We start from the raw sequence: 18798 nt of genomic DNA on the forward strand, positions 1-18798 counted from the left end.
TTTGTCCTCCTCCGGAGTGTGCTTCAGGTGCTCTCAGATCCACGGGCCGCGCTCCCACCGGACCGGCGTGACACGCAGAGGTGGCTCCCGGCGGCGGACCACGCGGACCGGGATCACCTGCGGGTCGCCGCTGCCGCGTTCTTCCCTGCTCCGGTGTTCGTCCCGGGGACGCGGCTCCTGTGCGGCCGCGCCCTGCCGGGCGGGATAACGGCTTTCCCCGGCCTCGGGCGCGGCACGCCTGTTCCGGGCGGCTTGCCGGTCATAGGCGCGGCGGCGCTGCGGGTCCCGGAGCACGGAAAAAGCGTCCATGATGAGCTGCAGTTCCGCCGGCACCGCGTCCGCACCGCCCACATCAGGATGGTGGCGGCGCATCAGGGCCCGGTAGGCGCGCGATCTCCTGTGGCGATGCGCCATGGGAGACGTGCAGCACCGCGTAATGGTCCGGGACAGGTACGGTCATCATGAACACCCCTCAGCCACCCAAAGGGCTGGCGCAGGGCCGTGACAGCGGTTCCGGCGGCAGCCGCCGGTCCCCGGCTCCGGCTGTGGCCCGGGGCCGGGGACCAGGCGGCCGCCCCCGTCACGTGCGCGTCGCAGGGCTATGATGCAATCTGCTGTTGCTGGCCCTTGCTTTCGATCTCGATCTTCCGGGGCTTGGCCTGCTCGGCGACCGGGATGCGCAGTGTCAGCACGCCGGCGTCGTAGCTGGCCTTGATGTTCTCGGTATCCAGGGTGTCGCCGAGAATGAGCTGCCGGCTGAAGACACCGCGCGGCCGCTCGGAAACCACCAGCTCAACATTGGGCTGGGTGGCGTCACGGCGTTCGGCCCGGACAGTCAGGACGTTGCGTTCAACGTTCAGATCGACGGCGTCCGGGGAGATTCCGGGCAGGTCGAACGCCACCACAAATTCCCCGTCTTCCTGCCACGCGTCCATCGGCATGGCGGCCGGACGGGCTGCTGTTCCGAAGACCTGCTGTGTGAGCCGATCCAGCTCACGGAACGGGTCAGTACGGATCAACATCATTTCCCACTCCCTTCAGCATGTAGGTTTCACGGCTACCCACCGCCTGCTATCTGTGACAGTGGATATAGATTTCTTATAGCACCAGTGCCAGACTGGTGCAAGAGGAAAAACCAGCCATTTGACGGGAAAGCCAGATGACAAACCAACGCAGCAACGCCCGCGGCCTGTACGCCATTTCCGTAGTGGCAGAACTGCTGGGAACAGGCCAGCAGAACATCCGCCTCTATGAACGCCGCGGCCTGCTCACCCCGAAGCGGACCGAGGGTGGCACCCGCCAATACAGCGAAGCCGACCTGGCCGTGCTGCGCCGCATCGCTGAACTCCTCGACGAAGGCCTTAACCTCGCCGGCGTGGCCAAGGTACTCGAACTGGAAATGGACAACGCGCGCCTCCGGAGCCAGCTCAAGCGCGCCCGCGCCTCCGCCCGGCAGGACGGCCGCAAGGAATAAGCCAACCAGGCGGAGCTTCAGCGCCCCCCCTGCGGCCGGCGTCGGCCCGCACCCATGTCCTAAACGCACCCCACCGCCCAGGGGGCGTGCCGGCAGGACCGGGGCGGGACTGCCTGTGTCGGTGCCGCAGCTCATTGCCAGGTCCGCCGGACCTTTGGGGGAATCCGCGCCCGGCCAATGCCACGGCAGCTTGCAGCTATGTTGCCCGGAGCGGCGACAAAAATCTCTTGCCAGCACTTTGGTGCCGGTGCTATTAAATCTCTGTCAGCGGATATAGATCTCAGCAGAAGACCAGCGCTGTATCGAAACGGATCTTCGATCAGGGAGGGAACCATGGCGATTCAGTATATGGACGACGGTTTTGCCCCGCATGTGGACCGCGGGCTCGCCACAGCAAGGACCCGGCTTGAACCCAGCCGCCTGGGCCCGGACCAGAACGGGGAAGCCGAGAAGCATTCGCGGTCCATGGTCGAACACATCCTCGCCCTCGAACCCGAACGTGTCCCGGCCGTCACCGCTGAACTGTTCACGGAAGCGATTGCCATCGCCAACGCCGTCCGCCAGGCACAAGGACGGGGGCCCGTCACTTCCTTCCGGGCCAGGGACTTCTGGGAGATCCTCAAAGACCTTATCGACAGCGTCCTCGAACAGTAACCCTATTGAAGGACGCTGCAACCAAATGCGGCTCCAGACAGCGGCTCGCAGGGACAGGACACGTCATCTTGAGCCGAACGCAATTACCCAGAGGGGTGTTTTACGTGGTGAAGATCGCCGTAGTGGTCGGCAGTACCCGCCCAGGGCGCCGAAGCAGGCAAGTGGCGGACTGGGTCATGGCCCGCGCTACCTCCCGGGGAGGAGCCGACTTCGAAATCCTTGACCTGGCCGACTACACCCTGCCGTTGCTGGACGAACCCATGCCGCCCTCCCTGGGCAACTACCAGCATGAGCACACCAAAGCCTGGGCGCAGGCGGTCGCCCGGTTTGACGGGTTCATCTTCGTCACGGCCGAATACAACCACTCCGTGCCCGGCGTCCTGAAAAACGCCTTGGATTATCTTTATGCCGAATGGAACAACAAAGCAGCCGGTTTCGTCTCCTACGGAAGCGCCGGCGGCGTCCGCGCCGCCGAAAACCTGCGCCTGATCGCCGGTGAACTCCAGATGGCCGACGTCCGGGCCCAGGTGGCGCTCTCGTTCGCCACCGACTTCGAAGGCTTTACCGCATTCAAGCCCAGCCAGGCCGCAGAAGAAGCCCTGGAACCACTCCTTGAGCAGCTCATCTCCTGGGCAACAGCGCTGGCGGCAACCCGTAAATGACCTCGCCGTCTTTATCAGCCATTGAGCTGAAAGTGGCCTAGACGGCGTTTCGGCAGCCAGCCCACGGTGATGCACTCGACGCGTAAAATTGGGTCGAGGCCTCGGGGTCTTGCGCGTGCAGCCCACTCTGAAGCAAGGGCGTTACCTCTGGAGAGCAACCAGTGAGAAAGCATTCACGCACTCCTGAAACCGGCGACGACCGGGTCGGAACGCCGCAGCAGCAGGCGGCACTCAAGAGCGGGTGGAACGCCGGTACGGCAGCGGGACCGGCGGCTACCGGTGCTATCACGGTGGTGGAAGGGTCCTCCTTCTGCATTTCCTCCTCTTCAGGGGATGTCCTTCCAGACATGACGCAAGGCCTTTTCTACCAGGACACGCGCATATTGTCCTGTTGGTGCCTAAGGGTCAATGGTCTTCCCCTGGAGCCTCTGCTGCCCCGGGTTATGGAGCCTTACCATGCGCTGTTTGTCGGACGTGTCCGGAGCGCGCCCGGGCGTGCGGACTCCCCGCTGGTCGTTGAACGTGACCGGCTGGTCGGTGCCGGCCTGCGGGAGGATCTTACGGTGCGCAATTTTTCCGCGCGCCCTGCGGAGTGCGTTCTGGAGTTGCGCGTCGAATCTGATTTCGCCGACCTCTTCGATGTGAAAATCGGCCAGACTGTTCCTGCGGTGCCGTCCGTCCGGAGGGTCCAGGGCGATGAACTGCTCCTCGAGGCTGTCCGCCACCGGTGGCGGCGGGGCATCCTCGTGCATGGCCGGGGCGCAGAAGTGGACGAGGATCGGCTCCGTTTCCACGCGCTCATTCCGGCACGGGGGACATGGTCCACCAACGTCATTGTGACCCCGCTGGTGGAGCAGAGGCTGCCCCCGGACCGGTTTGTTGCCGCGGTCTCTGCGTCAGACCTGGAGGCGGCGCGCCGTCACCGGGCGTGGGGACAGTCCGCCCCGCGTCTGGATCTGGCGAACGAAGAGATCGCATTCGTGTTGCGGCGCAGCCACGAGGACCTCGGCTCGCTGCGGATCTTCGACCCGGTCCATCCGGGCCGTGCAGTGGTCGCCGCCGGCGCCCCCTGGTTCATGGCATTGTTCGGCCGGGACTCATTGCTGACGGCCTACATGTCCCTTCCGATAGATCCCTCTCTGGCGGTCGGCACACTGCAGACCCTCGCCGAACTGCAGGGAAGCCAGGTGAACCCGGAGACGGAAGAGGAACCCGGACGGATCCTTCACGAAGTGCGCATGGGTGTGGCCGCCGGCGCCGCTCTGGGTGAGCCGGTCCAGAAGGATGAATTCACCTGCATGTCCTGCTTCCTCGTTCACCACCGCAGCCAGTTGGCCCGGGAGGACAACGGACGACGGTACTGCAGCGAGTGCGAGGGCTAAGCCACCTGCCGGCGACCTGGGTCCGGCATCGCGTGGGCAGTCACCGGCGGCCGTTCCCGCGGGGTGCTTCCGCCATCCGGCTTCCCTGCAGCCCCAACGCCCTGCTGGGTTCTGCGCCGGTGTGTGGCGCCCGGCGCTTGGCAAGAGATAAGTCACATTCGTTAGCTGGATTTCAGTCATGCAGCCGGCTGGTTGATACCGCTCCGGAAGGCCCTGCATGATGTTCTCCTCAAGTCAGCCGGTCCATTCTCATGGATCAGTTGTTCCCCTTCTTTCAGCCGAACTGGGCGCAGCGCGCCGGCATTTTTATCGCTGGCCCCTCGTGCCCTCCCGCGAACTCAAACGCATCCGCCAGGTCCTGCTGCGTTACGCCACTGCAGGCAGCACCGATCCAGGCAAGGACCTGTCTGACTCTGCCCAGGCTCTGCTGGACCTGGTAACAGCCGGACTCCAGCGCCGAGGACAGCCGGGCGGCCGTCCCGATCCTGCGGGAAGCCGGCAAGACCCGGCACCTGCACCCCGCCCCAGGGAAAGGAGGGGCTGCTGATGGCAGGACAGTTTGAGCTCGTCGATGATGCGGGCGGAGGCTACAGGGCCAGGCTCACCGACAAAACCGGCAAGCTACTGGCCCTGTCGGAAAAGTACAACACTACGAAAGCGGCCGCCCGGGGGATCCAGGCCATCCGTGAAATTGCCGCCTCCGGCCTCATCGAGGACAGAAGCGGATCCCCCGCCGCACCGGTGGCCGCGGGCAGACAGTGCCGTAAATGATCCGGAAGGGATGCTGGCGGAATCCGCTCCGGCCGTGCGGGACCTCCTTGTCCGGACAGAGACGAAATTATCCGGGCAGCGCGCTTTAGGACGTAGGACCGCAGGAGTATCAGGGCGAAACGCTGACACTGAAGGGAGTTCTATACGTGGTGAAGATTGCTGTGGTTGCTGGCAGTAGCCGTCCTGGAAGGGGCGGCAACAACATGGAGGGGTACATTCGATGAGGCAGGACCGGGAACCCGGGAACCAGGCATTGGCCAAAGATATTCGTGACAGCACAGCAGGGGAGGCAGCCGTGGCGAATCTGGTGGAGGAGCCCGTGAAGGTGGTGCGGATCGGAACGATGATCCTTCAGCTCCTGGACGAGTCCGCAGCGCCCCCTTGATGACGCTGCCCGAGCCCGGCTCTCTGAAATCCATGAACGCTCCGTCAAAGAACTCCAAGACAGCCTTCCGCAGGAGCTGACCGAGGAACTCCGTCGGATTTGGGTGCCCTCACCCGGCGGAGCACAGGCCTCAGCCGAAGAACTCCGGGTCGGGCAGGCCCAGCTGGCAGGGTGGCTGGAAGGACTGGTCCACAACATCCAGGCCACCATCGCGCAGCAGCAGGCACTGACGCGCAATATGGTCCCGGTCACGCCAGACATGGGGTTCCCCGCAGCCACGGTCGTAATCCCGGCAGCTCTCATCACCAACGCTGCCCCGCAGGACCGGACCGGGCCTGCCAAAGACGGAACCCCGCGCACAAGTCCCGCCAGTCCAGCTGCACCGACCGGTCAGTATCTCTGAAGATGCAAAGTTTTCCGGGGGCCGACCCGCTAGTCCGTTGCGGTGAGCGGGGCCACCGAGAGTAAAGGAGGCCGGTCACGGGCCAGGAGTGCTTGCTTCCACCCAGTCCACCAGCCCATCACAGGCTGACCCAGGTAAGATTCAATACCAGTATTCGCCGAATATCTGCAGGAGACAGGGTGCGATCGCCACTGGGGCAGCTGTGGGATGTCCCGGACACTTATCCCCCACTGCACTTTCCCGCGCTCGAGGGTTCTGATGGCACTGTCGGATGAAGAACGCAGGCGCCTGGAACAACTCGAAAAGGAACTGGCGGCAGCGCATCCGGACTTGGCCCGGAAACTGCAGTCCGGCTTTACCCCCAGCAGGGCAACATCCCTTATGGTTCTGCGGCATCTTGGCCGCGTTAGCCGGCTTCGCAGCACTCATCGCCGGGATCAGCACGAAGCTCACCGTCATCGGCGTCGCCGGCTTCGCGCTAATGGTGGCAGGCGCTCACTGCTTCCTTTACGGCGTTCACCCACAGCAAGGACGCCAGCGTCAGCCATGAGCATCAGTAGCGGTGAATCAAGATCATATCCGGGCAAGCGTGGGGCTTAGAGTTGCGCGATGGGATGGCGCTGTTAGGTGTCTGGGGCCCGTCGAGTGGAATCTCATTGGGGCGGCGCCGCGTGAATGTCAGACTGAGTACCGGTGGGACCTGGTACTGGTTCACCATCAAACTGGTGGTGCAGCGATCGCCTATGAGGACGCGACCAGCACTCTCCACGCTGATGAAGAAGGGGCTCCGAATGGTGATCATCCGGTATGCGCATGTATCTATCGTTTTGGGCAGATTCAGGAAACCGCGGGGGACAGAGCGGGTCGCTCCTTCGGCGGAAGCGGCGGGAGGCCGTGCCGTCCCGCCGCGATGATGCCAAGGGAAGTCGGACTTTCCGACCGTCTAGGTTTGCGTGGCAGGTCCTGCCTCCGGGCCAGTACCTGTCATGCCGCCGGCTTGGCCCCGCGCCACAGGAATTTTACGGGATGCTCCAGTTGGGTCGTCTGGAACCGGAATCCGCACTTCCAGAACGCCATCGTTGTAGGAAGCCCGGATGTCTTTCTCGTCCACGGGAGCAGGGAGAGCTATGGTTCGGGAAAAGTTGCCGTACCTGAATTCCGTACGATACCCGCGCTTGTCCTTGTGCTCCGTTTTCTCCTCATGGCGGACATCGATCTGGAGTTCATTGCCAACCAGGGTGATGTCCACGTCTTTGTCAGGGTCAATGCCCGGGACTTCGGCTTTAACAACCATTGTTCCGTCCTCGCGGTATTCCTCCACCCGCAACCATGACCCAAGGTCCCCTTCCAGGAAACGGCGGAAAGGCTCACTAATGTCAGAACCTGCCCGTCGAATGATGCTGTTCATTGCTGCCTCCTCCTCGTGTCTGCCCGGCCGAGCGGCGCCTGATGCAGCCGCGGAACCGGGGATCGGATTTTCCGCAGGAATAAAATATGTCGGCTGCCCGCGGATGTTAAGGCCCGTTCCGGCTCCCCGCTAAAGCCAGGATCACCCCTTGGGTGGACCACCGGTTTTGGCTTTCCGGGGGATCCATGACTTGATCCCTGAGGCCGGGATGGAAGGGGCCTGGGGCAGGTCCCTGGCTTGTTCATCGGTGAGCGTACAGAGGATCTGTGTCGTTGTCATGCGTTCAATGGCGTCACGCGCCACAAGCCTGGGACCCTTGCCGGTCTTGACGACGATGCCGTGAAGGATGAAGCCTTTGTCGTCTCCCAGGACCCGGTCCAGCGTTCCAATAGTGTGTCCCGACCGGGAGATGACAGGTGTCCCATTCTCGAGCGCCGTGTACGCAACCGGCCGGCCTTCTTCCATCAAGTTCCCCACACCCCCTTCACTGGATTCATAGTTCATACCCTCGTCTGCGGCGGCCCTGCCAGGGCCGGCAAGCCGCACGATCAAACCCGGGGTCTTTCCCCGCCATTGGCCACCGATCGCCCGGGCATGCGGTGAAACGGTCCCCGGCCCGGACTGGCCGGGGACCGCGGTTGGGACGGGTCCGTGCGCTGCTGCTGCATGTGCGCTATAAGGCGCGGTGGCGTTCCTTGTGGTGCCTGACCGCCCGAAGAGGCAGCGTTAGCGTGTAACGGGTGCCCGTCCCGGTCTGTTAGGCCGCGTCGATCTGGGGCTGCTCGCCTCCCTTGACCTGGATTTCGATTTTTCGCGGCTTTGCCTGTGCGGCTACGGGGATGCGCAGGGTCAGGACACCCGCGTCGTAACTGGCCGTCATCTTCTCCGTCTCCATGGCGTCCCCGAGGATGAGTTGGCGGCTGAAGACACCGCGGGGCCGTTCGGAGGCCACCATCTCGGTGTCCTTGCCGGCGACGTCCTTCCGTTCGGCGCGCACGGTCAAGACGTTCCTGTCCACCCCCACATCAATGGAGCCGCCGTCCACGCCGGGCAGGTCCAGTGCAACGACATAGTCATCGCCTTCCCGCCAGGCGTCCATCGGCATGGCTGCGGGGCGGCCCGCAGTGCCCAGGACTTGCTCGGTCAGGCGGTCGAGCTGCCGGAATGGATCGAGCATCAACATGACATACCTCCTTGATCACCTTCGACCCGGATCTGTATCTGCTGACATAGATTTAATAGCACCGACCGCCGCTCCTTGCAAGGGCTTTCCGGCAATTACTGCCCAAAATACTCTTGCCTCCGCCGCGTTGCAGTGCTAATAAAAATCTGTAGCAACCGATACAGATTACGCGAGGTAGTGGAATGCCGGGAAGCGGTGAACAGGCCTCCAGTCCGGTGCACCCGTAGCTCAGCCGGAAGAGCAGGGGACTTTTAATCCTCGGGTCGTGGGTTCGAACCCCACCGGGTGCACCCCCTGAATGGGTCTGCTGCAGGCCGGCCACCGCTTGCCGTCGGATTTGCTGGACTGAGCCGTCAATGGAATGGGAGGTGAGTGGACAATGAACCCGGAACTGCAGCAATTGCGGGCGCTGGCGGCGGTGATGGCCAACGCCGAAACCACCCTGGAGGTTGCGCACCGGACGTTGCAGGAATCCTCCGCGGCGCTGCTGCGCGCCGGGGAGGCCACCCTCGCCGAGGTCAGTGAAGCCACCGGCCTGGACCAGGGCGAGCTGCTGGACCTGCTCTGCCGGAACATTCCCGGAAGGGAACCGGTGTGGAACAAACCAGGAGCGAGTGGTTTGTCCTGACCGTCGGGCGGCGCTCCGGCAATGGGCGCCGCTTCATGAGGTTATCGCCATCAGCTGTCCGAAAGCGTGTTTCCAAGCGGAAGTGGAGGTGTGCAGGACATGCCGGAACATTCCCCGGTGAAGGATCACAAGACAGATCCGGGCGGGCGGGCCGACACCCGCCCGGAGCAGGTCCCCTGGCGAACCGAGGGGCTGCCGAACGGCAGGCCCGGCCCCGGCTCGCCTCGGAATTCTGGAGCGTGGGGTGGCTGGCAGAAGTGGGCGCTGTGGGCCCTGGTGTTGTACGGGGCTGTCTTTGCGGCGCTCTCGATCCAGGACCAGTCGGCCCGTCCCCAGCCGGTGCCGTACACGGAATTTAAGGCGCAGGTGGCGGAGAATAACGTCTCTGAAGTCTTTGCCCGGGGAAACACGATTGAGGGAAGCCTGAAACAGGAACGGCCCCTGCCCGGGTCCGCCACGGACTACCGGCGGTTCGCCACCGAGCGGCCCTCCTTCGCCAGCGACGACCTACTGGCCGTGCTGGAGCGAAACAATGTCACGGTACGGGCCACGCCGGCTGTGCAGGAGAGAGGGCTGCTGCTGAATCTCTTGCTCTCGGTGGCGCCCATAGCGTTGCTGGTCCTCTTCTACCTTTGGCTGCTCAGGCGGCAATCCGGACTCTTGGGCATGGGCGGCGGAAAGAAATTCGAGCCGGTGGACCCGGAGAAAATCCGGGTGACCTTCAAGGACGTGGCCGGCATTGATGAAGTCGAGGCCGAGATCTCCGAGGTAGTTGACTATCTGAAAGCGCCCGGCAAATACCAGCTGATCGGGGCCAAGCCGCCGAAGGGGGTTCTGCTCAGCGGCCCGCCCGGGACAGGAAAAACACTGCTGGCCCGGGCGACCGCGGGAGAAGCCGGCGTCCCGTTTTTCCATGCCAGTTCCTCCGAGTTCGTCGAAATGATCGTCGGGGTCGGAGCCAGCAGGGTACGCGAACTCTTCCAGGCCGCCCGCGATTCGGCTCCTTCCATCATCTTCATCGACGAGATTGATGCCATTGGCCGCAAACGCAGCGGCTCCCTCGCGGTGGGTGGCCACGATGAACGGGAACAGACCCTGAACCAGATCCTGACGGAAATGGACGGGTTCTCCTCCTCAGAAGGTGTCGTCGTTCTGGCCGCCACCAACAGGCCGGACGTCCTGGACCCGGCCCTGCTGCGCCCTGGACGTTTTGACCGCTCCATTACCGTCCACGCCCCGGACCAGAAGGGGCGTGCGCAAATACTGCGGGTCCACTCCCGGGGCGTCCGTTTAGGGCAGGACGCCGATCTTGACGCCCTCAGCCGCGTTACCCCTGGAATGACAGGAGCTGAACTGGCAAACCTGGTCAATGAAGCGGCCCTGCTCGCGGTCAAGCGCGGACATTCCTCCGTCAGCCACCGGGACCTGCTCGATGCCCTCGAGAAAGTCCAGCTCGGTACCGTGCGCAACGTCGTCATGCCTGAGCACGAGCGCCGGAGAACAGCCATCCACGAATCCGGGCACGCCCTGTTGGGCATGCTGCAGCCGGGAGCTGACCCGGTACGGAAAATCTCCATCATTCCACGGGGCCGGTCCCTGGGAGTGACCCTGTCAACTCCTGACACGGACAGGTACGGCTACGACGAGAACTACCTCGAAGGCAGAATCATGGGCGCCCTGGGCGGGATGGCGGCCGAGGAACTGGTTTTCGGAATTGTCACCAGCGGCGCCGAAAGCGACCTGCAAACCAGCACCCACCTGGCCCGCATGATGGTCGGCCGCTGGGGCATGTCCGAACGCATCGGCCCCGTCCAGGTCCTTCCCGAAGAAGGCGACCCACGCGCCATGGGCGTCTCCGAGGGCATGCTCGACGCCGTCGCCGACGAAGTCAGAACCTTGGTGGACGAGTGCTATCAGCGCGCCCGGACCCTTTTGCAGGAACACCGCCGGCAGCTGGACTCCCTCGCCGAGCGTCTACTGAAAGATGAAACCCTGGACGAACAGCAAATCTACGAGGCGACAGGCATCCAACGGCCCCCGGCAGCCCAGGGACCCGAACCAGGGCAGGGGCAACCCACACGGGAACCCGCAAAGGTGGGGGCCGGCACGGCCGGGGTGGAAGATACTCGCCCAGATGCCGGGCACGAACAAGGCGGGGACCCGCATCTGACACCCGCGTTCGATCAAGGCCACGGCCGCCCGCAGCCGTAGTTGCCCGGAACGCTTCCTGACGCCCGTACTGCCGGACACGACGACCTTTTCAGCACGCGCCCGGTAAGAACACGGCAAGGGACCTGTCTCCGATTTCCACCCCCGTCCATCTCAAGTCCAAAACTTGGCGGAATGGCCGTTATCAGTGACACCGTTTCGCCCGTAGCGGTGCGGGAGTTTCATTTGTTATCGCGGGCTTTGGCTGCCAGGTTCCTCCCTCCCCCGCTACCGGCAAGAAACCACACAGTGCTATACGCGCGAGGGCCCGGCTGCATGTTGGCAGCCTTCGGTCAGCTGATCACCCAGCATCTTCCTGGCGTCAGGAGTGATCTTGGCGAAAGAAAGCAGACTTATTGACAGGAGCGATATCACCACGCTTAAGGTGGCTGTAGTCGAGCAGCAGGCGTCTTGTCCCCGTACCGGGAAGGTCCCCATGGCACTCGCATCAGTAAACTCCCTCCTTTCCGCCCGGCACCCGGCCGCGCCTACACCAAGCGCCCCTGCCTGCCCGGAAATCAGCGCATTGAACAGGTTGCAGGAGCGCCGGTGAATACCCTGCGCAGAGTTATTCGGAACGACCACTTCCCGTCCGCTGCGGCACTGGGAGGAGTAGTTCTCTTTTGGTCGGTCGGGATGTTCGGCGGCCTTTCACTGCTCAGCAAGAGCCATCCGCCGCTGGAGACGCTTGCCTGGCTGCTGTTCACCTACGCCTTCGTCGTCCTGTCAGCGGCCGCGGGTCTCTGGGCCGTCGGCGATCTGTGGCGGCGCCTGTCCCGGCGTTGGAAGCGTACGCCGGACAGCTGAAAGGGCCGGCATCGTGACAAGGTCGGCGCCTAACCCGCCGGCCGCTCACCTTCCGCGTCGTCAGTGTCCTCCTCGGCCAGGGCCTGGTTCGCTATGAGATCCACGCGATCAGCGGCGGTCAAGCTGTCGTCATTCTGGAGGTCCTCAACGTCCTGGCTTTCAACCTGGTCGTGCGAATCCCGGTCTTTTATGTTTCCCTCCTCGGGAGAGCGATTGGGCCAGCCATACAGCCGCCCGGCATCTTCCGACGAAGCGTACGCTCGAGGGCGGTCCAAAAACAGGCCTTTTGCAACGAAAGACCGGGAAATCATCGAGCTTCCTTCTGTTCACAAAATGCCTTCAAGCATGGGCATGCCTTGCCGCCCGGACTGCTGCCTTACATGGGGTAGCCTGCAAGAGCTGCTGACGGCATTCCTGTTTCAGGCATTGATTGGCGAGTTCAACCCATAGAGGGCGAGCACAGGCAGTGGAGAATACTACGCCGCCTCCCGCCTTGGGCCGCGGCCGGTTCCGCTGGCCACCGGCGGAATGGCCCTGCCGTCGGGCACGTTGCTGTCAGGACCGAGCCTAATAAAGCACGGTTAGTGGGAATTGGCGGTTCTCATGCTTCGAAGTGGGTGTCGATGCTGCTGCCGGAGATTTGTTCAAGTAGTTCGGTGGCTACATCGCGTAGCTTGCGGTTGCGGTTGCTGGATACCTTGGAGAGGATCTCCATCGCTTCTGCCTGGGAGCACCTGTTCTGCCCCATGATGACGCCGCAGGCAAGGTCGATGGCCGTCCGGCTTTTCATGGCTGCTTCCAGGTCATCGGCACGGTTTTGGGCGGTGCCGATGCGAACCGACAGGATCAGTGTGCTCCGGGCGGCCTCAGCAAAGCCCAGCGCCTTGTCGAAGACGTCCTGGGTGAAAGCAGCGGGCTTGGACGCGAAGAAGTTCAGAGCGACACTGGCGCCGCTGCTGATCTCCAGGGGTACTCCCAAAGAGCTGTGGACGTTCGCCTCTGCGAATTTCCGCATCAGCTCTGGCCATCGCGGATCTGAGGTGACGTTCTCGACCACTACCGGTGACATTTCCCGCAGTGCCGTGATGCAGGGGCCGTCGCCCACGGATTGTTCGATCTTGTCCAATTCGACGGCACGGGTGCTGCTGCCCGCGGCAGTCGTGGGCCGGCGCTTCACCTTGACGGTGACCGCGCATTCGATCTCGCCATCGGCGCTGTGAGAGACCGCGGCAGCGGCGAGCTTGGAGAGTCCGGAGAGGAATTCAACCGCATCCTCCGCGTCCACCAGAATATTCTGCAGCTGCTGCTCGGCAGGCTCGTTTTCAGCCGAATGCGACATGGGCCAATAATACGGCTCACCCCCGGCACGGGCCGCCGCTGTCTCGTAACACGTGCGTCCATTCGGGTCTCGCAGGCCTGCAAGGGCTGGGACCAGTAACTGAAAATCTGGGAGGGGGAAGAGTTGAACCATGCTGCAGAGAGCGAGAAAGCCGGTGATGGATGGCTTGGCCCTCGTGTGGTCGAGTTGCCCGAACTTCTAGCCCACACCTGGCAGTTCGATGACATCCCTAACATGCTGAGATACGCCGCCGCGAGACTGACCGGCCGTCCGGGCCGGTCTTCGAGGTCACGTCAGGCATTAACAGCCAGGTATTAGCAGCGGGAGAGGCGAACCCGCCGCTGGGTGCGGCTGCAGCGGCGGGACCCTCAGGCATCGCCTTTGATCGACCGCACTCTGCTACACGGCTGGCTTAGTATCGCTTCTGCTCCCTGGCATCTCCAGATCGACACGGATCAGCTCGTCGGCTCCGACGTCGCAGATTCCACACCGGGAAAACAGTTGGTACGCGATGGCAGCGATCTTTTCCCGGGATGCGTTCGCTTAAGGGCGGACCGGCTCTGCGGTCCCCACCGTAAAGGTAACAGGATCAGCGATGGGTTCGAGACAGACTGTTCTGTCCGCATTGGGCCAGGCGGGACTGCCCCCTCAAAGCCGCCGGATCGGTGGCAGGTTGTTCTCTTCTGCATTGGACGCGAGTTCGAGGAGGTTCTCGTCGCTTAGCAGCTCGTTCAGAGCAAACGCAATCAGATCGCGCTGCAGCAGGCTAGGCAAAGCGTCGGCAATGAAGTGACATGAACAACCCGTCAGGCAGCAGCCACCCGGTTGGGGACGGTCCGCCCTAAACCTCGTTCCTCATGTAGGTGAACCAACGCGGAGGCAATGAACACGCATGCAGAACAAACAGTGTCCCCACCGCCTCACGAAGGAATACCCCTTCAAAATGCACAGCGTCATGCAGTAGATGCCGGGGGTAACGATGAAGAAGCAGAAAAAACACAACCAACAGCAAGGAGGTAAGCAATGAAGGACCAACGACGCGGAAAAGGACTACAGCCGGACCTTTTCTCAGGTCATGTTGCACAGGCCAAGGACGTCCATGAACAAGTAACGAACGGCAAGCCGTCAACCCAGGAAGGCAGGGAGGCAGCCGGCCACCAATGAAAAAGGCGCCCTCAGGGGCCCTTCACAACACAAAATGTCCACATTCAGAGGCTAAAAAGCCTCTGAACAGGGAAAACACGTGCCCGAGATGGGACTCGAACCGGGCGCCAACCCTTGAAAACCAGCCACTCCCCCGAAAACATCCCCAATCCGAACCAGTCCAACACCGGTACAACCGAATCCGAAGCCCAGGGTGTGCACAGTGTGCACACCCTCTTTTTGCCCCCTTCGATGCACTAGCCAATGGGGAGCGCTCCGCCGCACGACTCGCACCAAGCTCGCGTACAAGGCTGCCACAGGGTCCCGACACCGAATCCATCCGGCAGCAGCTGCAGCGAGTTTCCCGACACACGTGTTGCGAGCATGAGTCCGGGACTTACGTACATCGCCTCCCGCACCTTTCCATCCATCGGCGGCCTCTCTCGCTTTCATCGCCCGTCCGGCGCTCCAAAACATGACTCACCCGGCCAGCCTGAGGACATGTCCAGAAGAAGCGCAGCAACCCGAAAGGCATGCGAACCTCATCGGTCACTCCCACACTATTGACGGCCTTCCCGGAAGGCCCTGGAACTCAATTCCACAATTAGAGGGTTGGAGGCGCGGGTGACTGGACCGGGGCTTCGACACCCGGCCGCGCAGCGAGCGGTCCTTCTGGGCGGCGATGCGGCACCGGATCGACCCCCGGAACATCAGGCTGCGAATGACGGGCCCGGCAGCGGTGGACTACGTCCTCTCCAGCTATCCCAACCTGGTCTGATGACAGCAACGGTCCCGTCCGGCACCTACTACCCGGACGGCAGGCAGCAGCCCCGCGGGCCGCGCCCCTGGTGCATGTCGTGCAGCACGGACGAGCATCTGCGCGCCGAATCCATCACGGCCCTGGACAAGTCCAGCGACTCACTGGCGGTCGCGTTCAGCTGCTCCTCCTGCAACGGCTCACGCGTCCAGGCAACCACAGCAGAGCTCCTCGCCCCGGTGCTGGTCCGCAACCCTGGCCTGGCCGACGACGTCGTTCACGTCGGCTCCCTCTACATCCACTGCGGCGAGCCGATGACCCCACCGGATCCGGCCCGCAGGACCTGGAGCGTCCGGTTCACACCCAGCCCGGACCGGCTGATATCCTGGGCGCGTACCTGCACACCCGGGTGCTGCATTGCCGGTGCGGCTTTCAGATGGAGCCGCCCCACTAGCCAGGCCTGTCCCGGGTCCGGGACGTTGCCAGACAGTCCAGCATGGGACAGCCCGGCAGACCGGTGCCTGGAAGATCACGGCAGGTGTGGCTGTTGCCGTCACTGCGTCCTTCCGCTGTCCGGGCACTTGCCTGGCGCAGGACGAGTATAGTCAGGGCTTTCCACCGGGACAGCCGGGGAAGCAGCAAAGTGAACCCCCCTTGGCCGGCCCAGCGTCCATCGACGATGTCCTCAAAGGAGGCGGCATGACCTGACGCCCCTTCGTGTTCAGTGGGCCGCACTCGCGCTGGTCGCCAACGGGGCACGCAAAACACCGGGGCCGTTAGCTGCGCAGGAGGTCCAGCTCCTGGATCCTGCGGTACAGGGTTGCACCGACGGCCAGCAGATCCTCGATTTGCCAGTCGTTCACCTGGGTTCTAGTGGAAACCCGAGCGTATCCGATGAGCTTGTTCGCCATAGCCGCCTCGCCGTCTCGCCGACTCGCCAGAGGGTGTGCGCAGAATCTACCACCGCTGCGAAAGAGACAACCACGTCAAAGAACTGCTGGACGAACTGTCCGAGTTCACCGCCGTCGCCCCGACCGACCCAGCCACCGCCTTCTGCAGCATCACGCTGATCCAGCGGAAGAAACCAGTGACCGTGGCCCGCAGCGAAGACAGCGCAGGCCACCTGGACGAAACCCAGTACGCAGCCGGTGACGGACCCCGCCTGGCAGCAATCCTTCAGCAGACGATTGTGCATCTCCCTGATATGACGGTCGAGGAACGCTTACCCGGCTTCACCGCGGTAGCCCTGGAAGCCGGGGTAGGATCCAACCTGTCGGTCCCGCTGATCCTGGAAGGAGAAGCCGAAGCAGGCCTGAACCTGCACTCCACACGGCCCCACGGCTTCACCAGTGAAGACATCAGCCTGGTCGAAACGTATTTATATCATGCGTCCAAGGCACTGCGCCTGGCCGTTCGGATCAGCCAGCCCGCCGAGGCGAAGGCCCACCTCATTGCCGCCATGGAATCCCGGACCACCATTGACCTGGCCACCGGCGCGATCATGGCGCAGAACCGTTGCAGCCAGGCCACAGCCATGAAGATCCTGAAAATCGTTTCCAGCACCCGGAAGATAAAACTCCGGGACATCACCGCATCAGTAGTCGCCTCCGTTTCCCAAGACCCAGCGTCCGGACGCACTTCGACGCTTAAGACCCGGGGAAACCTTGGTCGGCCCCGGCTTGACGGAACCCCGGTTGTCGGCAGGCAACGCCAACGGTGGTGTCAGGCGTAGTTTTCCGGGGGTTGGACGGAAGGGGGCCCGCGAGCCCGGCGGGGATCTGACCTCCCTCGTCGCGGCACTGGTCGCCTGTCAGCGCACACCCGGCCGTGCACGACCCCAGTCCGCTGCTTCATCGAAGGGCAGGCAAACCCCAGGGCCGCCGGGCAGGGCTTCCACGGGTGCCGGCCTGGTCGGTCGTGCATGAACTGAGTACGAGTGTCCTTTGTGCGGTCGTTCCCTGGGTTTGAAGAGTGGCAGGTCATCGGGGTCGTGGATGCCGTTCAGATGGGCCAGCAGCGCCTGCCCGGGCTGACCGGGGTTGCGGGCCAGATGATCCAGTAAGGACGTGCGCGTATCGGGATCAAGACCGGGCTGGGCCAGAATTTCCCCGATCAGCCGGTTGAGCTGGAATTCCAGAAGCCCCTCCCGGGCCGCCGGCGGCACGTCGGGCCCAGCGGGGACTTGTGGTCTTCCGGTGGCCGCGGTGTGCTGGCCGGGGCCCCCGGTTGTGGCGTGCAGCGTCATGATCATGTCCTTTCGCCGGCGCCGGCCTCCCGGTCGCGTACGTGACCGTTCGCACCGGCGGCGTTGCCAGTAGTCCCCGGTCTGCATGAGGATCACACCAAAGTGGTTGTCGTGGGCCCATTGTTCGGGCTCAACCGGGGAAATTCCCGGCGCACCTTGGGGACTGGGCCGCCCTCCCCTCGCCCGCACCGGGGCTGCCGGGTGCTCGACCCGCCTTGGGCCCTGCAGGGAAAGTGCTCCGTTCATTTGCGGCCAAGCCGGGGCGGCTGAGCCTGCGCTAACAGTGGGGGCCGTGGACTGACGTCAGCACACCTTTCGTGGATTGGCTGCTGGGATGGGGTATTTTGGACGTCCACTCCGCCCGGCGGCGGTAGGGCGTGCCAGGGAGTTCATTAAGAACCAGTCGGTCTTCATGGGAGGGCTCCCCGATGACCAACCTCATGCTGTCGGCCGTGCCGTTGTCTTTCCAGGGTTGCCCGATCACACCAACTGCACCGCACAGTATCCACCCGGCCAGCACGCGCCATCCCTGGAGGAAACAGGGAGGTACTTTTCAGCGTGGCGTGGCTGCCGCCAAGGCCTCCTGGATGAGGTGGCGCGCGGCGGCCTGCGCCAACCGTGGGGCGTCGTGATCCGGCGTGGGCATACCGAGAGCCTGCGCCCCCTCCATCAGGAGCGCAAGTGTTCCAGCGAGCCCGTCCGGGTCGGCGGCGCCGGCCTGCCGGGTCATGAGGCGGATCCACTCCAGTACGCCGGCCCTGTGCTCTGCAATCCTTGAGTGCACGGCGCTGCCCGCGCCGGCCTCTGCGGACGCCTTCTGGAACGCCGCTCCCCGGTACTCCCCCGGGTGTCCTTCCCAAAGCAGGGCATCGAACATGGCTGTCAGACGGTCGGCCGATGTATCAGTTTCCTGCCCCGCCGCCCGCCGCAGTTCGATTTTCCAGAGCCTGTCCATCTCATCGAGGTAGGCCAGGACAAGGTGTTCCTTGCTGGGAAAATGCCTGTAGAACGTCGCCTTGGCGACCTCGGCCTCCTCGATGATCCTGTTGACCCCCACTCCCCGCAAACCATCAACGTAAAACAAGGCAGCCGCGGTCCGCACGATGCGGTCCCGCACGACGTTGCTTCGGACGTCATTCACTTGACTCACGCTCCCTGTCGGGTGGTGCGCCGGAGTCTGCCGCTGCGTCCGTTGCTCTGTTGCGATGTGGTGCGTTGCGTTAGCGGTCACCGCATGAAGTTAAACCGTGCCTGAATAGCCCTACACCCCCACGCTACGCCCATCCCCTCCCGAGGGGATGGGCACGACCGTGATCAGTTTTGATTTTTGCTTATTGCCCGCGCCCGGA

The 18798-nt window shown here is 63.5% G+C and carries 19 protein-coding genes, 1 tRNA gene and 4 pseudogenes; 14 read left to right on the forward strand and 10 right to left on the reverse strand.

Translation table 11 applies throughout. The annotated features are described in order from the left end of the window. Positions 1-33: 33 nt before the first annotated feature. Both BWQ92_RS22945 and BWQ92_RS22950 read right to left on the reverse strand, forming a co-directional pair. Positions 34-414, reverse strand: a complete 381-nt coding sequence (locus BWQ92_RS22945; RefSeq protein ID WP_236783043.1) for a J domain-containing protein — start codon at positions 412-414, stop codon at positions 34-36. Positions 415-599: 185 nt separating this feature from the next. After that, positions 600-1022 carry an Hsp20/alpha crystallin family protein gene (locus tag BWQ92_RS22950; protein WP_076803907.1) on the reverse strand — a complete coding sequence of 141 codons (423 nt, stop codon included), beginning with the start codon at positions 1020-1022 and terminating at the stop codon, positions 600-602. Between the two features lie 137 nt (positions 1023-1159). Between BWQ92_RS22950 and BWQ92_RS22955 the strand changes: the two genes are divergently transcribed. From BWQ92_RS22955 to BWQ92_RS24785, 9 genes and pseudogenes are all read left to right on the forward strand, one after another. Beyond that, positions 1160-1474, forward strand: a complete 315-nt coding sequence (locus BWQ92_RS22955) for a MerR family transcriptional regulator (RefSeq protein ID WP_076803405.1) — start codon at positions 1160-1162, stop codon at positions 1472-1474. Between the two features lie 333 nt (positions 1475-1807). Continuing rightward, positions 1808-2128: a hypothetical protein gene (locus BWQ92_RS22960; RefSeq protein WP_157365248.1), complete on the forward strand. Its 321-nt coding sequence runs from the start codon at positions 1808-1810 to the stop codon at positions 2126-2128. Between the two features lie 107 nt (positions 2129-2235). Further along, a complete protein-coding gene (locus tag BWQ92_RS22965) occupies positions 2236-2790 on the forward strand; it encodes an NADPH-dependent FMN reductase (protein ID WP_335633086.1) in 555 nt (184 codons plus the stop codon). 293 nt (positions 2791-3083) lie between these two features. Further along, positions 3084-3608: pseudogene (locus BWQ92_RS24605) on the forward strand (glycogen debranching N-terminal domain-containing protein); the annotation flags it as partial. Between the two features lie 453 nt (positions 3609-4061). Further along, positions 4062-4172 (forward strand): annotated as a pseudogene (locus BWQ92_RS24610) (DUF4193 family protein); the annotation flags it as partial. 546 nt (positions 4173-4718) lie between these two features. Further along, the gene (locus BWQ92_RS22980; protein ID WP_076803409.1) at positions 4719-4943 is read left to right on the forward strand and encodes a YegP family protein; all 225 of its coding nucleotides are present in this window, start codon (positions 4719-4721) and stop codon (positions 4941-4943) included. 220 nt (positions 4944-5163) lie between these two features. Continuing rightward, a pseudogene (locus BWQ92_RS24615) lies at positions 5164-5731 on the forward strand (proteasome activator). Between the two features lie 207 nt (positions 5732-5938). Next, positions 5939-6052, forward strand: a pseudogene (locus BWQ92_RS24780) (hypothetical protein); the annotation flags it as partial. Then, positions 6003-6281, forward strand: a complete 279-nt coding sequence (locus BWQ92_RS24785) for a DUF3040 domain-containing protein (RefSeq protein ID WP_076803411.1) — start codon at positions 6003-6005, stop codon at positions 6279-6281. The pseudogene BWQ92_RS24780 and the gene BWQ92_RS24785, both read left to right, overlap by 50 nt. Before the next feature lie 393 nt (positions 6282-6674). On the opposite strand, the gene BWQ92_RS23000 is transcribed toward BWQ92_RS24785, so the two are convergent. The 3 genes from BWQ92_RS23000 to BWQ92_RS23010 all read right to left on the reverse strand — a co-directional run bounded on the left by BWQ92_RS23000 (position 6675) and on the right by BWQ92_RS23010 (position 8322). Beyond that, complete coding sequence (locus BWQ92_RS23000; RefSeq protein ID WP_076803413.1) at positions 6675-7139, reverse strand: Hsp20/alpha crystallin family protein; 465 nt, start codon at positions 7137-7139, stop codon at positions 6675-6677. Positions 7140-7280: 141 nt separating this feature from the next. Further along, complete coding sequence (locus BWQ92_RS23005) at positions 7281-7643, reverse strand: hypothetical protein (protein ID WP_157365249.1); 363 nt, start codon at positions 7641-7643, stop codon at positions 7281-7283. Between the two features lie 253 nt (positions 7644-7896). After that, positions 7897-8322, reverse strand: coding sequence for an Hsp20/alpha crystallin family protein (locus BWQ92_RS23010; protein WP_076803415.1), 426 nt, complete (start codon positions 8320-8322; stop codon positions 7897-7899). 217 nt (positions 8323-8539) lie between these two features. On the opposite strand from BWQ92_RS23010, the gene BWQ92_RS23015 reads away from it, so the two are divergent. From BWQ92_RS23015 to BWQ92_RS23030, 4 genes are all read left to right on the forward strand, one after another. After that, positions 8540-8612: transfer RNA gene (locus BWQ92_RS23015), tRNA-Lys, on the forward strand. A gap of 89 nt (positions 8613-8701) precedes the next feature. Continuing rightward, on the forward strand, positions 8702-8950 hold the full coding sequence (locus BWQ92_RS23020) for a hypothetical protein (RefSeq protein ID WP_076803416.1): 249 nt from the start codon (positions 8702-8704) through the stop codon (positions 8948-8950). 99 nt (positions 8951-9049) lie between these two features. Beyond that, complete coding sequence (ftsH, locus tag BWQ92_RS23025; RefSeq protein ID WP_083706490.1) at positions 9050-11161, forward strand: ATP-dependent zinc metalloprotease FtsH; 2112 nt, start codon at positions 9050-9052, stop codon at positions 11159-11161. 546 nt (positions 11162-11707) lie between these two features. Next, positions 11708-11965: a hypothetical protein gene (locus BWQ92_RS23030; RefSeq protein WP_076803418.1), complete on the forward strand. Its 258-nt coding sequence runs from the start codon at positions 11708-11710 to the stop codon at positions 11963-11965. A 29-nt stretch (positions 11966-11994) separates the two neighbouring features. Here the strand turns inward: BWQ92_RS23030 and BWQ92_RS23920 are convergent, their stop codons facing one another. From BWQ92_RS23920 to BWQ92_RS24515, 3 genes are all read right to left on the reverse strand, one after another. Beyond that, positions 11995-12276, reverse strand: coding sequence for a hypothetical protein (locus BWQ92_RS23920; protein WP_076803419.1), 282 nt, complete (start codon positions 12274-12276; stop codon positions 11995-11997). Between the two features lie 290 nt (positions 12277-12566). Next, complete coding sequence (locus BWQ92_RS23040) at positions 12567-13304, reverse strand: GAF and ANTAR domain-containing protein (protein ID WP_076803420.1); 738 nt, start codon at positions 13302-13304, stop codon at positions 12567-12569. Between the two features lie 2676 nt (positions 13305-15980). Continuing rightward, positions 15981-16115, reverse strand: a complete 135-nt coding sequence (locus BWQ92_RS24515) for a hypothetical protein (RefSeq protein WP_257787659.1) — start codon at positions 16113-16115, stop codon at positions 15981-15983. Positions 16116-16150: 35 nt separating this feature from the next. Here BWQ92_RS24515 and BWQ92_RS23045 point away from each other — a divergent pair, with 35 nt between their 5' ends. Then, positions 16151-16936, forward strand: coding sequence for a GAF and ANTAR domain-containing protein (locus BWQ92_RS23045; protein WP_076803421.1), 786 nt, complete (start codon positions 16151-16153; stop codon positions 16934-16936). Positions 16937-17014: 78 nt separating this feature from the next. On the opposite strand, the gene BWQ92_RS23755 is transcribed toward BWQ92_RS23045, so the two are convergent. Both BWQ92_RS23755 and BWQ92_RS23050 read right to left on the reverse strand, forming a co-directional pair. Beyond that, positions 17015-17449 (reverse strand): hypothetical protein, encoded by a 435-nt coding sequence (locus BWQ92_RS23755; protein ID WP_157365250.1) that lies wholly within the window; start codon positions 17447-17449, stop codon positions 17015-17017. 553 nt (positions 17450-18002) lie between these two features. Then, positions 18003-18590: a TetR/AcrR family transcriptional regulator gene (locus BWQ92_RS23050; RefSeq protein WP_083706411.1), complete on the reverse strand. Its 588-nt coding sequence runs from the start codon at positions 18588-18590 to the stop codon at positions 18003-18005. Positions 18591-18798 lie beyond the last annotated feature (208 nt).

Source organism: Arthrobacter sp. QXT-31 (genome assembly GCF_001969265.1).
GTDB lineage: Bacteria > Actinomycetota > Actinomycetes > Actinomycetales > Micrococcaceae > Arthrobacter.